The sequence below is a fragment of the Acidovorax sp. BL-A-41-H1 genome, from assembly GCF_051942715.1.
The window spans coordinates 483,799-497,370 of the sequence record NZ_JBPVJQ010000003.1 but is presented as its reverse complement, the minus strand read 5'-3'; the positions used below and the strand labels follow the sequence as shown (position 1 = coordinate 497,370).

Annotated in this window: 10 protein-coding genes and 1 pseudogene; 10 read left to right on the top strand and 1 reads right to left on the bottom strand. The window is 64.5% G+C overall.

The genetic code is table 11. The features are described from left to right. Positions 1-39 precede the first annotated feature (39 nt). The 5 genes from ACTPOI_RS03320 (at position 40) to ACTPOI_RS03300 (ending at position 7,745) form a co-directional block, all read left to right on the top strand. Positions 40-1,926, top strand: a complete 1,887-nt coding sequence (locus tag ACTPOI_RS03320) for a feruloyl-CoA synthase (RefSeq protein ID WP_440106379.1) — start codon at positions 40-42, stop codon at positions 1,924-1,926. A gap of 60 nt (positions 1,927-1,986) precedes the next feature. After that, positions 1,987-2,772, top strand: coding sequence for an SDR family NAD(P)-dependent oxidoreductase (locus ACTPOI_RS03315; protein ID WP_440106377.1), 786 nt, complete (start codon positions 1,987-1,989; stop codon positions 2,770-2,772). Positions 2,773-2,832: 60 nt separating this feature from the next. After that, complete coding sequence (locus ACTPOI_RS03310; RefSeq protein WP_440106375.1) at positions 2,833-3,822, top strand: Bug family tripartite tricarboxylate transporter substrate binding protein; 990 nt, start codon at positions 2,833-2,835, stop codon at positions 3,820-3,822. A 328-nt stretch (positions 3,823-4,150) separates the two neighbouring features. Further along, complete coding sequence (locus tag ACTPOI_RS03305; protein ID WP_440106373.1) at positions 4,151-5,881, top strand: acyl-CoA dehydrogenase family protein; 1,731 nt, start codon at positions 4,151-4,153, stop codon at positions 5,879-5,881. Positions 5,882-6,005: 124 nt separating this feature from the next. Further along, the gene (locus ACTPOI_RS03300) at positions 6,006-7,745 is read left to right on the top strand and encodes a tannase/feruloyl esterase family alpha/beta hydrolase (RefSeq protein ID WP_440106371.1); all 1,740 of its coding nucleotides are present in this window, start codon (positions 6,006-6,008) and stop codon (positions 7,743-7,745) included. 400 nt (positions 7,746-8,145) lie between these two features. Here ACTPOI_RS03300 and ACTPOI_RS03295 read toward each other — a convergent pair whose 3' ends face one another. Beyond that, entirely contained in the window at positions 8,146-9,045 is a 900-nt protein-coding gene (locus ACTPOI_RS03295) for a LysR substrate-binding domain-containing protein (protein ID WP_440106369.1), read from the bottom strand. Between the two features lie 108 nt (positions 9,046-9,153). Here ACTPOI_RS03295 and ACTPOI_RS03290 point away from each other — a divergent pair, with 108 nt between their 5' ends. The 5 genes and pseudogenes from ACTPOI_RS03290 to ACTPOI_RS03270 all read left to right on the top strand — a co-directional run bounded on the left by ACTPOI_RS03290 (position 9,154) and on the right by ACTPOI_RS03270 (position 13,546). Beyond that, entirely contained in the window at positions 9,154-10,320 is a 1,167-nt protein-coding gene (locus ACTPOI_RS03290) for a mandelate racemase/muconate lactonizing enzyme family protein (RefSeq protein ID WP_440106367.1), read from the top strand. A gap of 34 nt (positions 10,321-10,354) precedes the next feature. Further along, entirely contained in the window at positions 10,355-11,338 is a 984-nt protein-coding gene (locus ACTPOI_RS03285; protein WP_440106365.1) for a tripartite tricarboxylate transporter substrate-binding protein, read from the top strand. Positions 11,339-11,656: 318 nt separating this feature from the next. Then, positions 11,657-12,532: pseudogene (locus ACTPOI_RS03280) on the top strand (malic enzyme-like NAD(P)-binding protein); the annotation flags it as partial. 109 nt (positions 12,533-12,641) lie between these two features. Then, positions 12,642-13,019 carry a VOC family protein gene (locus ACTPOI_RS03275; protein ID WP_440106363.1) on the top strand — a complete coding sequence of 126 codons (378 nt, stop codon included), beginning with the start codon at positions 12,642-12,644 and terminating at the stop codon, positions 13,017-13,019. A gap of 17 nt (positions 13,020-13,036) precedes the next feature. After that, positions 13,037-13,546, top strand: coding sequence for an EVE domain-containing protein (locus tag ACTPOI_RS03270; RefSeq protein WP_440106361.1), 510 nt, complete (start codon positions 13,037-13,039; stop codon positions 13,544-13,546). Positions 13,547-13,572 lie beyond the last annotated feature (26 nt).

Below are 13,572 nucleotides of genomic sequence, written 5' to 3'. Positions count from 1 at the left end.
CCCGCCCCCCAGTCACCCCTTGCCCCTGCCGGAACCCCAATGAGCGACCTCTCCACCCCCACCGCCACCGCCCGCTACCGCCCCGTGAACTTCGGCGTCACCCGCGTGAGCCTGCGCGAAGGCGCGCCGGGTGTGCGCTACCTGCAGGCCGATCTGCCGCTGGGCGCCTACGCCCGCCGCGTGACGGACTATCTGGTGCACTGGGCCGAGGCCACGCCCGAGCACAGCTTTCTGGCGCGCCGCGAACAGCTCGGCGGTGGCAAGACCGGTGACTGGCAGCACGTGACGTATGCGCAAGCGCTGGACGCCGCGCGCAGCATTGGCCAGGCGCTGCTCGACCGCGGCCTGAGCGCCGAGCGCCCGGTGGTGGTGCTGAGCGAGAACACCGTCGAGCACGCGCTGCTGGCGCTGGGCTGCATCTACGCCGGTGTGCCCTATTGCCCCGTGTCGCCGGCGTATGCCACCGTGAGCCAGGACTACGACAAGCTGCGCCACGTCATCGACACCCTCACGCCCGGTCTCGTGTTCGCTGCCGATGGCGCACGCTACGGCAAGGCCATTGCAGCCACCGTGGCAGGCGATGTGGAAGTGATCCTGGCCCAAGGCGCCATCGAAGGCCGCGGCACCCACCCGTTTGACAGCCTGCGCAGCACCACCGCCACACCCGCCGTGGATGCCGCCATGCACGCCACTGGCCCCGGCACCATCGTGAAGTTTCTGTTCACCAGCGGCTCCACCAAGATGCCCAAGCCGGTCATCAACACGCAGCGCATGTGGTGTGCCAACCTGCAGCAGATCTCGCTGTCGCTGCCGGTGCTGGCCGAGGCGCCCCCCGTGCTGGTCGACTGGCTGCCCTGGAACCACACCTTTGGCAGCAACCACAACTTCGGCCTCACGCTGCAGCACGGCGGCACGCTGTACATCGACGACGGCAAGCCCACTGCAGCACTCATCGGCGAGACCCTGCGCAACCTGCGCGAGATCGCGCCCACGGTGTACTTCAACGTGCCCACCGGCTTTGAAATGATTGCCGAGGCCATGAAGACCGACGCGCAGCTGCGCAGCAACCTGCTGTCGCGCGTGCGCATGTTCTTCTATTCGGGCGCGGGCCTGGCCCAGCCCGTGTGGGACAGCCTGCACGCCACGCAAGAAGCCGCCATTGGCGAGCGCATCGTGATGTGCACGGGCCTCGGCATGACCGAATCCGCCCCGTCGGCCATGTTCTGCAACAGCCCCGACGTGCGCTCGGGCCACATCGGCGCGCCGGTGCCAGGCATGGTGCTCAAGCTGGTGGAGGTGGACGGCAAGACCGAGGTGCGCTACCGCGGCCCCAACGTCACGCCGGGCTACTGGCGCTCTGACGCCGCCACGCGTGATGCGTTTGATGACGAAGGCTACCTGTGCACCGGCGACGCGGTGAAGTGGATCGACGAGCACAACATCCACCGCGGCCTGGCGTTTGACGGACGCATTGCCGAAGACTTCAAGCTCTCGACCGGCACCTTTGTCAGCGTGGGCCCCATGCGCGCCAAGATCATCGTGGCGGGCGCGCCCTACATCCAGGACGTGGTGCTGACCGGCCTGAACATGAAGGAAGTGGGCGCGCTGCTATTCCCGTCGCCCGCCTGCCGCGCCGTGGCAGAAGGCGCGGGCCTGGGCCCCGACGCACCGCTGGCCGACGTGGTGGCCCACCCGGCCGTGCGCCAGCGCATCGAAGCCGTGCTGGACGGGCTGGCCCGCGAATCCACCGGCAGCGCCAGCCGCGTGGCCCGCGCGTTGCTGATGGCCGAGCCACCTTCCATCGACAAGGGCGAGATCACCGACAAGGGCTCGGTCAACCAGCGCGCCGTGCTCAAGCACCGCGATGCGCTGGTGCAGGCCCTGCACGACGGCACCGCGCCGCACATCCTGAAGCCCGGCGCCTGAAGAGCCTGAGAGCCTGAAAGCCCGTTCAAGCGTTACCCCGATTTCACCGGAGACCACACCATGCAGATTCAAGGACAAGCAGCCCTCGTCACCGGCGGCGCATCGGGCCTGGGCGAAGCCACCGCTCGCGAACTGGCGCGCCTGGGCGCCCGGGTGGGGGTGCTCGACCGCAATGCCGAGCTGGCCGACAAAGTGGCCGCCGACATCAACGCCACCCATGGCAGCGGCCGCGCCGTGGCCTGTGCCTGCGACATCACCGATGCCGCCAGCGTGACCGCCGCCATCGACCAGGCCGCAGCCGCCCACGGCCCCGCGCGCATCCTCATGAACGTGGCGGGCATCGGCAGCGCCAAGCGCGTGGTGCAGCGCGACGGCAGCGCAGCGCCGCTGGACGACTTTGTGCGCGTGATCAACATCAACCTGATCGGCACCTACAACGTGAGCCGCCTGTTTGCCGCCGCGTGCAGCAAGCTGCCCGTGCTGGACAACGGCGAGCGCGGCGTGATGATGTTCACCGCATCGGTGGCGGCCTTTGACGGCCAGGTGGGCCAGCAGGCCTACAGCGCATCCAAGGCCGGGCTGGCCGGCATGACGCTTCCCATGGCGCGCGACTTGGCGCAACATGCCATTCGCGTGTGCACCGTGGCACCCGGGCTGTTCGCCACGCCGCTGATGAAAGAGCTGCCCGAGGCCGTGCAGCAGTCGCTGGCAGCCAGCATTCCGTTTCCGCCGCGCCTGGGCAAGCCCGAGGAATTTGCCGAGCTGGCTTGCCACATCGTGACCAACGGGCACCTGAACGGCGAAGTCATTCGCCTCGACGGTGCCCTGCGCATGGCCCCGCGCTGATTGCGCCCGCATCTTGTTTTTCACCCGTCATCGACACCGCAAAACCATCAGGAGACAACCATGACGACACGCCGCCAATTTGTACAAGCTTTCGGGTCTGCCGCCGCGCTCGGTGCGTTCTACCCGCTGTCTGCCTCGGCCCAGCCGATCGAGCAGGTCAAGGTGCTGTTCGGCTTTCCAGCCGGCAGCTCGGGCGACACCGTAGCCCGCCGCGTGGCCGAAAAATTCGGCGGAACGGCCTATTCCAAGAACGCGGGCGTGGTGGAAAACAAGCCCGGCGCCGGCGGCCGCATTGCGCTGGAAACGCTCAAGGGTGCGCCCGCTGATGGCTCGGTGCTGGCCCTGGCGCAGGTGTCGGCCCTGGCCAACTACCCGCACATCTACAGCAAGATGAATTACAGCGACAAGGACTTTGCGCCCGTGTCGATCGGCGCCATCATGCACCACGGCCTGGCCGTGGGGCCCATGGTGCCAGCCAGCGTGAAGACGGTGAAGGACTTCCTGGCCTGGGCCAAGGCCAACCCCAAGGATGCGAGCTACGGCTCCCCCGGCGCAGGCTCCACGCCCCACTTTCTGGGTGCGCTGCTGGGCATCAACAGCGGCGTGGATCTGCGCCATGTGCCCTACCGCGGCTCCATCCCCGGCGTGACCGATGTGGTGGGTGGCCAGGTGGCCGCCATGGTCACGCCGCACGGTGACTTCATTGCTAACTACAAGGCCGGCAAGCTGCGCATCCTGGCCACGTCGGGCCCCAAGCGCTCGCAGTACGTGCCCGATGTGCCGACGTTTGCCGAGCAGGGATTCCCCGAGCTGACCACCGAAGAATGGTTTGGCTTCTACGCCCCTGCCGCTACGCCCAAGCCGGTGATCGCCGCCGCCAACGCAGCCATCAACGCCGCGCTGAAGGAAAAGTCGGTCATCGACAGCCTGGCCATCGTGGGCCTGATGCCCCACGGCACGACGCCTGAAGAACAGGCGCGCTGGCAGAAAGCCGAGTTCGACGCATGGGGCCCGCTGATCAAGAAGATCGGGTTCACGGCAGAGTCCTAGAGAGCACCCCCCGGGGGCGCTTCGCGCCTTCACCCCCTCTCTCACGCTGGCGCGTGGGAGGGGGGACGCCGCCAGCGCCCGGGAGCGAAGCGCCGCTTACGCCGCTTGACGGCCCTTGCGCGGCAGCCCTCGCCTGGGGCATGCCGCCCACCCCCGATCCGTTCGGGCTGAGCTTGTCGAAGCCTCGCGCAGTGCAACTGCTTCGACCAGCCCAGCGTGCGCGGCTCCATGGGGTCGGTTTCGAACGTCTAAATGGCCATTTTCAAGCCAAATCGGCCCCTAGCGCTTGATTCATAAGCACCAATAGCTATCAAAACAAGAGCAAACCATGCCTGCACGCCAGTCCCTTGCCGATATCCAGTTTCTGCTGACCGAGGTGCTGCGCGCCCCGGCGCAGTGGCAGGCACTGGCCCCGTTTGCCGACACCGACGGTGACCTGGCGGCCCAGGTGCTGGACGAAGCCGCCAAGTTTGTCGACACCGCCGTGGCCCCGCTGCAGCGCGTGGGCGACGAGGTGGGCTGCCGGTTCAGCGCAGGCACCGTCACCACACCACCGGGCTTTCGTGATGCGTACCAGGCCTTCTGGCAAGGCGGCTGGCCCGCCCTCGCCTGCGCACCCGAAGACGGCGGCCAGGGCCTGCCGACGGTGCTGGAATGCGTGCTGTACGAATGGCTGGCCGGTGCCAACCACGGCTGGACCATGGCGCCCGGCCTGCTGCACGGCGCGTACGAATGCATCAGGCACCACGCCAGCGATGCGCTGAAGGCGCAGTACCTTGAGAAGGTGGCCACTGGCGAATGGCTGGCCACCATGTGCCTGACTGAAGCCCACGCGGGCAGCGACCTGGGCCTGGTGCGCACCCGCGGCGTGCCGCAGCCCGACGGCAGCGTGCGCGTGAACGGCAGCAAGATCTTTATCTCGGGCGGCGAGCACGACTTGACCGACAACATCGTGCACCTGGTGCTGGCGCGCCTGCCCGATGCACCTGCGGGGCCCAAGGGGCTCTCGCTGTTCCTGGTGCCCAAAGTTCTTCAGGATGGCGCACGCAACACAGTGGTGTGCGAACGCATTGAAGAAAAGATGGGTCTGCACGGCAGCCCCACCTGCGTGATGCGCTTTGACGACGCCACCGGCTGGCTGGTGGGCGAGTCCCACAAGGGCCTGGCCGCCATGTTCGTGATGATGAATGCCGCCCGCCTGCATGTGGGCTTGCAGGGCATCGGCCTGCTGGAGGCCGCGTGGCAAAAGGCCAGCGCCTACGCGGCCGAACGCCGCCAGATGCGCGCCCCGGGCGCCAAGGACACCAGCCTTATTCAAGACCACCCTGCCATCCGCCGCACCCTGCAAACCCAGCGCGCCTGGATCGACGGCGGGCGCGTGCTGGCCTACCACACGGCCCTGCAGCTCGATGTGGCCAAACACAGCACCGACGCGGGCGAGCGCGCCGCTGCCCAGCGGTGGGGCGCGCTGGTCACGCCCGTGCTCAAGGCTGCCCTCACCGACCAGGGCTTTCACGGCGCCAGTGCTTGCCTGCAGGTGTTTGGCGGCCACGGCTACGTGCGCGAATGGGGCATCGAGCAGATCGTGCGCGACGCACGCGTGGCCATGATCTACGAGGGCACCAACGAGATCCAGGCGATTGACCTGCTGGTGCGCAAGGTGCTGGCAGACGGCGGCCAGGGGCTGGCAGCGCTGCTGGCGGCACTGCCCGGCAAGGCACCCGGCGCCGCCACGAGCGCGCGCAGGCATGCGCTGGTCGAGATCACGCAGACGCTGGCCATTGCCGCGCACTCCGACCCCGAGCTGCCCTACTGGGTGGCCGACGACTACCTGCGCGCCGTGGCGCTGGTGCTGCTGGAATGGGCCTGGTGCCAGATCGGTACCGCCAGCCGCCGCGCCCACGGGCGCGCATCCACCGGCTTAGCAGACCGCTGGACGGCACCCGCACAGGCCTTTACCCAGTGGGTGCTGCCCGAGTTTGACCTGCGCGCCGCCATCCTGCGCCAGCGCATTGCCCAGGCGCTCGAATTCAAGCCCAAAGAGAGCTGTAGCGCTTGATTCATATGCCCATACAGCTACATATTTTGTAGCACACCCATTTTCCACCGATCTCATTCCCACAGCGTGTCGAGGCCATGCTGCGGGCCCCCTTGCGCCTCGAAAACCTACCGGAGACAACACCATGCGCCTGATGAGAAGAAACCTGTTGCGTAAGCCGCAGCCCCTGGCGCTTTCGGTGGCAAGCGCCGCCCTCCTCATCGGCTGCAGCACCACGCCACCGCACCCCGCCCCGCCGCAACTGAGCGCCGCCACCCCGGCCACCTTGCAGAGCTGCGCCACGCTGGCCAGCAGCCTCACGCTGCCCGACACGCGCATCACATCGGCCGAGCAGATCGCCGCCGGCCCGCTCACGCTGCAGGGCGTAGTCACCCAGGCACCCGCGCACTGCCTCGTCAAAGGGAAGATGAAAGAGCGCACCAGCCCGGTGGACGGCGCCGCCTACGCCATCGGCTTTGAAATGCGTCTGCCCGTGGACTGGAACGGCCGCTTCCTGCACCAGGCCAACGGCGGGCTGGACGGCAGCGTGGTGACCGCGCTGGGCTCCGTCAGCGGCGCCGCGCCGGTGGCCCCGGGCCTGGTGCAAGGCTTTGCCGTGCTCAGCTCTGACGCTGGCCACGGCGCCCCCACCCCCTTCTTTGGCGTGGACCCGCAGGCCCGGCTGGACTACGGCTACCAGGCCGTGGGCACGCTCACCCCCATGGCCAAGAACCTCATCAAGAGCGCCTACGGCAAGGCGCCCGACCGCTCGTACATCGCAGGCTGCTCCAACGGCGGGCGCCACGCCATGGTGGCGGCATCGCGCTATGCCGAGCAGTACGACGGCGTACTGGCTGGCAACCCGGGCTTCAGCCTGCCCAAGGCCGCCACCACCCAGCTGTGGAAGGCCCAGCAATACGCCAAGGTCGCCACCAAAGACTCCAACGGCCAGCCCGATCTGAACACCGCCGTCACCCCCGCCGAGTTCAAACTCATCAGCAGCCGCATGGTGGCCAAGTGCGACGCGCTCGACGGCGTGGCCGACGGCCAGGTGAACGACGTGGCAGCCTGCCAGGCCGCCTTCAGCCTGCAAAACGACGTGCCCACCTGCACCGGCACGCGCGATGGCTCGTGCATCACCAGCGAGCAAAAGAGTGTGCTGGCCAGCGTATTTGCCGGCCCCAAGAACAGCAAGGGCGAAGCGCTGTACCAGGGCACCTGGTTTGACCCCGGCATTGCGGGGACCAACTTTGCATCGTGGCACTTCGGCGCGCCCGCCACGCGCGACGCCGGTGCGGTGGCCTTCATCTTCACGTCGCCGCCCAGCACCGTGGCGGCCTTTGGCGCCACCACCGGCTTGCAGTACGCGCTGAACTTCAACATGGAAACCGACTACCAGAAGATCTTTGCCACCACATCGGTCTACACCGAATCGCCCTGGTCGTTCATGACGCCGCCCAACCCCAGCGACCTGAACACGCTGAAGAATCGCGGCGCCAAGATGATCGTCTTCCACGGTGTGGCCGACGGCGTGTTCTCGCCCATCGACACCGCCAGCTGGATGGACAAGCTGCAGGCCAGCAACAGCAACAACGCCGACGCGTTTGCCCGCCTGTTTTTCATCCCCGGCATGAACCACTGCTCCGGCGGCCCCGCCACCGACCAGTTCGACATGCTGGCCCCGCTGGTGGCCTGGGTGGAACAAGGCAAGGCGCCCGACAGCGTGACGGCCAAGGCACGCGGCACGGGCGCCAATGTGGTCAACGCCGAGCTGCCTGCCACCTGGTCTGCCAACCGCACGCGGCCGCTGTGCGTGTACCCGAAGGTGGCGCGCTACAACGGGACGGGGGATGTGGAGAGTGCGAGCAGTTTTAGCTGCAAGTGAGGAGGAATTGAAAGCAGGAAGCCCGGCGGATGCCGGGTTTTTTGTTTCTGCTCTGGATTCACTGCGCACCTCGCGGTCCTGGATAGCGCCGTCCCGTATTTTGGGACCGGCGGTCCTGATACGCGAAGCAACCTGACACCATTGAGCGTCTGGTTTGCAGCGGTTGCCGACGATGGCAAAGGGCGTACGAAGGCGTGCTATCGCGTCGGATAGCGTACGCATCGGCAGATTGCGTTTCGTCGAGATCAAGTCGTGGGCTACTCGGAAACCGATGCCGCAAGGCATCCCCAAAGTAGGCGTGGGGGGCCATTTCCCCGCTCTTTTGCCCTAGACGCGATTACTTCCATAACCGCTCGTGCATAGCTAACGCCCGACTGCGAAGCGGATCCAGGGCCGAGGTTCAGACCGATTGAACTGCGGCCTGCCAGAGCGCCTCTGCCGCTCGGCCGAGTTGCGACTGCGCTCTGTAAAGGCGAATTTCCAACTCCACATTCCACCGCGCATCGGCCGCAGGCACCAGCCTGCCACTTGCAAGGTCATCGGAAATCAAGCTGCGAGGAAGCCACGCAATACCCCGGCCCTCAATCGCCATGCTCCTCAAGACCGAAGCCAGGTGCGCAGTGAAAACGGCCTGTGTTTGCAGCTCATCGAGTTCGCTATCGATGGTCCGGTGAAGAATATTGCCCAGTCCAGATTCTGCGCTGTAAACAAGTAACGGTGCGACCTTCGCACGTTGATCCAATCGATGGAGTGGCTGATCGCTGGGACCCATCAATGAGACGGGAAGCAGCACATCCTTGCCCACGCAAATCGACTCGTAGCCCTGCTGTTGAAGCGTACTGGGTGCCTGCGAGTGTGCGTGGCAAAGCATGAATTGAACCTTGTTTTGGGCCAGCAATGCCTCACAGCGGTGAAACATGTCGGACTCAAGATGCAAATTGCCCGCCATGGTGTGGTCTTCAAAGCGGCGGAGCCAGCCAGGCATGAAGGTCAAAGACAAGGCGTGTGTTGCCGCAAGACGCAAGCTCTTCGAATGGTTCTCCGCGACTACCCGTGCTGAGCCTGGAAGTCGGGCGATGTCGGCAAGGAGCTCTGGTGCAACGCCCAGAAACCATTGACCGGCTTCAGTAAGCAGGACCGGTTGAGTGCTTCGGTCAAACAGCTCAACACCCAGCCACTCTTCAAGTGCACGCACCCGGCGGCCAAACGCCGGCTGCGTCATATGCCTATCTTCGGCTGCACGGGAGAAGTTTCCGACCGAGGCCAAGACCAAAAAATCCTCGAGCCAGGAGATGTTCATAGCCGGTGCTCCGAAAGCATTGAAGAGAAGAAAAACGGCATTGGTCAAGCGTTGCGCGGATGCGGATCATATCCATCCCGACATTCGTTTCGAGACATGGAGCACATCATGAAAATCGTTGAAATCAGAGAGAAGACCATCCCCATCAGTTCCCCCATTCGGAACGCCTACATCGACTTCAGCAAGATGACGCTGAGCCTGGTGGCGGTGATCACCGATGTGATCCGCGATGGCAAACCCGTGGTCGGCTACGGCTTCAATTCCAATGGTCGCTACGGCCAGGGCAAGCTGATGCGTGAGCGTTTTATCCCCCGCATCCTTGAAGCCAACCCTGACTCACTGATCGACGAAAGCGGGAAGAATCTGGATCCTCACAAGATCTGGAACGCCATGTTCACCAATGAAAAGCCCGGTGGCCACGGTGAGCGCTCGGTGGCTATTGGCACCATCGACATGGCGGTGTGGGACGCGGTCGCAAAAATCGAGGACAAGCCGCTATTCCAGTTACTGGCCGACCGCTATGGCAACGGCACGCCCAACCGCAAGATCTTCGTCTATGCCGCTGGCGGCTATTACTACCCAGGCCAGGATCACAACAAGCTCAAGGACGAGATGCGCAGCTACATCGATCGTGGCTACACCGTCGTCAAGAAGAAGATCGGTGGCGCGTCGTTGGACGAGGACCTGCGCCGCATCGACTCCATCCTGAGCGTGCTGCAAGACGGGCAGAAGCTCTGCGTGGACGCCAACGGTCGCTTCGATCTTGACACGGCCATTCAGTATGCCAAGGCACTGTCGCAGTACGACCTGTTCTGGTACGAGGAGCCAGGAGACCCACTCGACTTCGAGCTGCAGTCCACGCTGCGCAACTACTACAAGAACCCCATGGCGACCGGCGAGGACCTGTTCTCCATGCAGGACGCACGCAACCTGATCCGCTACGGTGGCATGCGCCCGGACCGCGACTGGCTGCAGTTCGATTGCGCTCTCAGCTATGGCCTGGTCGAGTACCTGCGAACGCTGGACATGCTCAGGGAACACGGCTGGTCTGCCAGCCGCTGCATTCCGCATGGCGGCCACCAGATGTCGTTGAACATTGCTGCCGGTCTGGGCCTGGGAGGCAACGAGTCCTACCCAGATCTGTTCCAGCCATTCGGTGGCTTCCCCGATGGCGTGAAGGTGATCGATGGCCACGTGACGATGCCCGACCTGCCTGGCATTGGCTTCGAAGGCAAAGCGGACCTGTACGCAGAGATGCAGGCCCTGTCCGCCTAACCCCGCAGAACAAAAATTTCAGGAGACAAAAGCCATGGGTATTTTGAAGAACAAGGTTGCAGCTGCAGCCATCGGCTTGATCGCAGCCACCAGCGCGGCATGGGCCGACTATCCCGAGAAACCAGTCGTACTGGTTGTTCCATTCGCTGCGGGAGGCCCCAGCGACAAAATTGCCCGTGACTTGGCCGAAGCCTTGCGCAAGCCACTGGCCCAGACCGTGATCGTCGACAACACGGCGGGCGCAGGGGGCACCATCGGGGCAGCCCGCGTGGCACGCGCCACTCCTGACGGCTACACCCTTCTGGTGCACCACATCGGCATGTCTACCGCGCCCGCGCTCTACAAAAAGCTACCGTACAAAACGCTGGAAGACTTCGAGTACCTTGGGCTCATCAACGAAGCACCTTCCACGCTGATTGGAAAGCCAGGGCTGGCGGCGAACAATTTCGCTGACCTCCGCAAATGGATCAGTGCCAACGAGGGCAAGGTCAACATTGCGAATGCAGGGGTAGGCTCGGCTTCACACCTGTGCGGCCTGATCCTGCAGGCAACCTTGTCATCAAAGATGACATTTGTTCCCTACAAGGGAACAGCGCCTGCGATGACCGACCTCATGGGCGGGCAGGTGGATCTGATGTGCGAGCAAGCGACCAATGCTGTACCCCAGATTGAAGCGAAGAAGGTCAAGGTGTTTGGGGTGACCAGCAAGCAGCGGATGGCATTACCTTCACTCGCGCAGTCGCCCACATTAGCTGAAGCCGGACTTGCCGGTTTTGAGATGTCGGTCTGGCACGGCGTGTATGCGCCCAAGGGCACTCCATCCGCCGTACTGGCCAGACTGAACGGCGCGATCCGTACGGCACTGAAGGATCCCGAACTCATCAAGCGCCAGGAAGTCTTGGGCGTGCGCGTCGTCACAGACTCCCGCCTTGAGCCCGCAGAGCACAAGAAATACGTAGAAGCCGAAATGACCCGCTGGGGAAAGATCATCAAGGACTCCGGTGAAACAGCGGACTGATGCCGAAGGGAACACTTGCTTGCTACGCAGGGGGTTTCTGCCAGCAAAACCGCGAGCGCGTGTCTGAGCTGACCTCCTGCTCTGGCGCATAACTTTGACGGCACATACCGATCCTCCGGCGCCCGCAGGGGCTACTGGATGGATGAGTGCGTTTCACGATTCCCACTGCCTGGACGCGTTGGTCAGGCATGGAGACCGAAGACGAACCACTTCATCCGAGAAGCGCGACTCGTTCACTCTTTCTGCATGCCAGCCTGACGACGCCGGGCTGACATCTGACTACCTAAGACCATAGCCGACCGCACGATGACAATGACCATGACCGACAGCGCATCCCACGACAAGAGACAGGCCGCACTCGACTACCACGCGTTTCCGACGCCTGGAAAGCTTGCTGTAGTTGCCACCAAGCAGGTGATCAATCAACACGATCTTGCCCTGGCCTATTCGCCAGGCGTAGCTGCCCCCTGCGAAGAAATCGTGAAAGATCCGGTCAACGCGTTCAGGTACACCGCACGTGGCAACCTGGTCGCTGTCATCACCAATGGAACAGCTGTGCTTGGTCTTGGCGACATTGGTGCGCTGGCGTCCAAGCCCGTAATGGAGGGCAAGGCGGTTCTGTTCAAGAACTTCGCTGGCGTCAATGTTTTCGACATTGAGATCGATGAGAAAGATCCGCAGAAGCTGGTTGAAGTCATCGCGGCATTGGAGCCGACGTTCGGTGCAATCAATCTTGAAGACATCAAGGCTCCCGACTGCTTCTACGTTGAGCGTGAACTGCGCAAGCGCATGAAGATTCCGGTGTTTCATGACGACCAGCACGGGACCGCTATAACGGTGGCCGCTGCCTTGCTCAACGCACTGAAGGTCGTGAAAAAAGACATTGAGAAAGTGAAGCTGGTCACCTCCGGAGCTGGCGCGGCAGCACTGGCTTGTCTGAACCTACTTCTGAAGGTAGGACTGCAGCGCAAGAATGTCTTCGTCACAGACTTGGCAGGGGTCGTGTACGAGGGGCGCGCCGAGCTGATGGATGATGACAAGCGCGCCTTCGCACAGAACACTTCGGCCCGTACCCTGGGCGATGTCATCCAGAACGCGGATGTGTTCCTCGGGTTATCTGCTGGTGGTGTTCTCCAATCCGCCATGGTCGCCACCATGGCCCAGAGGCCCGTCATTTTTGCCCTGGCGAACCCGACTCTTGCTGCCGTGCAGACATCGACGCCGATGCCACGCTCCTGACACTCCGCTGTCAGCAGCCCCCTCGCAACATCAGGGCTTCTTTCTTCCCCACACAAGGAGCCCCATGAAAAACGCCATCGCTTGGTTTGAAATTCCCACCACCCAGCTGGACCGCGCCCAGGCCTTTTACGAGGCCGTGCTGGGCCAGCCCATGCGCCGTGAGGCCATGGGCCCGAGCGAAGGGGCCGTGTTTGCGTACGACCCCGCAGCCGATGGCACAGGCGGCGCGCTGATGATGGGGCCGACCGCGCCGCAGGTGTCTGGCAACGGCACGCTGGTGTACCTGGACGCATCGCCCTCGCTCGATGCCGCGCTGGAGCGCGCCGTGGCGCACGGCGGTAGCGTGGCCCTGCCGCGGCAGGCGCTGCCGCCGGGCATGGGGTTCTTTGCGCACATCCATGACCTGGATGGCAACCGGGTGGGTCTGCACGCGGCGGCGTGATGCAGGGGCCGCACGTGATGCCAGCCACAGCACTGGCCCAGGCCACGCTCTGGACCACGGCGCCCGCGCCTGTGCGCGCCCCGCGCAACTGGGTTGCCGTGGCCAGCGCGCAGCATGCGCGGCGGGGCTGCGCACAGCCGGGCGCCGGCTACATGCAGGTGTGCCACGGCAAGGCTGCCCCGCTCAGGCGTGTGCAGGCGGGCGACTGCATGGCCTACTACGCCCCCACGGTGACCATGGGTGGGGCAGACCGGTTGCAGGCGTTTGTCTCCATCGGCGTGGTGCTGCCGGGCGAGCCGTATGCCTTTGACATGGGCGGCGGGTTCGTGCCGTTTCGCAAGGATGTGGCGTATGTGCCTGCGCACGAGGCGCCGATTGCGCCGCTGCTGGACGCGTTCGAGTTTGTGGACGACCGCCAGCGCTGGGGCAGCAAGTTCCGCTTTGGGCTTTTTGCCATCAGCGACCATGACATGGGGCTGATTGCCGGGGCCATGGGTGCGCCGCTGGTGGCGCTGGGGCTGGGCTGAGCGGGCCGGGCGCCGTTCCCCTCTCA

Bases quoted from the DNA above. Each gene is read 5' to 3' on its own strand.
- ACTPOI_RS03300 (WP_440106371.1), top strand. From the start codon at position 6,006: ATGCGCCTGATGAGAAGAAACCTGTTGCGTAAGCCGCAGCCCCTGGCG.
- ACTPOI_RS03295 (WP_440106369.1), bottom strand. From the start codon at position 9,045: ATGAACATCTCCTGGCTCGAGGATTTTTTGGTCTTGGCCTCGGTCGGA.
- ACTPOI_RS03320 (WP_440106379.1), top strand. From the start codon at position 40: ATGAGCGACCTCTCCACCCCCACCGCCACCGCCCGCTACCGCCCCGTG.
- ACTPOI_RS03315 (WP_440106377.1), top strand. From the start codon at position 1,987: ATGCAGATTCAAGGACAAGCAGCCCTCGTCACCGGCGGCGCATCGGGC.
- ACTPOI_RS03290 (WP_440106367.1), top strand. From the start codon at position 9,154: ATGAAAATCGTTGAAATCAGAGAGAAGACCATCCCCATCAGTTCCCCC.
- ACTPOI_RS03285 (WP_440106365.1), top strand. From the start codon at position 10,355: ATGGGTATTTTGAAGAACAAGGTTGCAGCTGCAGCCATCGGCTTGATC.
- ACTPOI_RS03305 (WP_440106373.1), top strand. From the start codon at position 4,151: ATGCCTGCACGCCAGTCCCTTGCCGATATCCAGTTTCTGCTGACCGAG.
- ACTPOI_RS03310 (WP_440106375.1), top strand. From the start codon at position 2,833: ATGACGACACGCCGCCAATTTGTACAAGCTTTCGGGTCTGCCGCCGCG.
- ACTPOI_RS03275 (WP_440106363.1), top strand. From the start codon at position 12,642: ATGAAAAACGCCATCGCTTGGTTTGAAATTCCCACCACCCAGCTGGAC.
- ACTPOI_RS03270 (WP_440106361.1), top strand. From the start codon at position 13,037: ATGCCAGCCACAGCACTGGCCCAGGCCACGCTCTGGACCACGGCGCCC.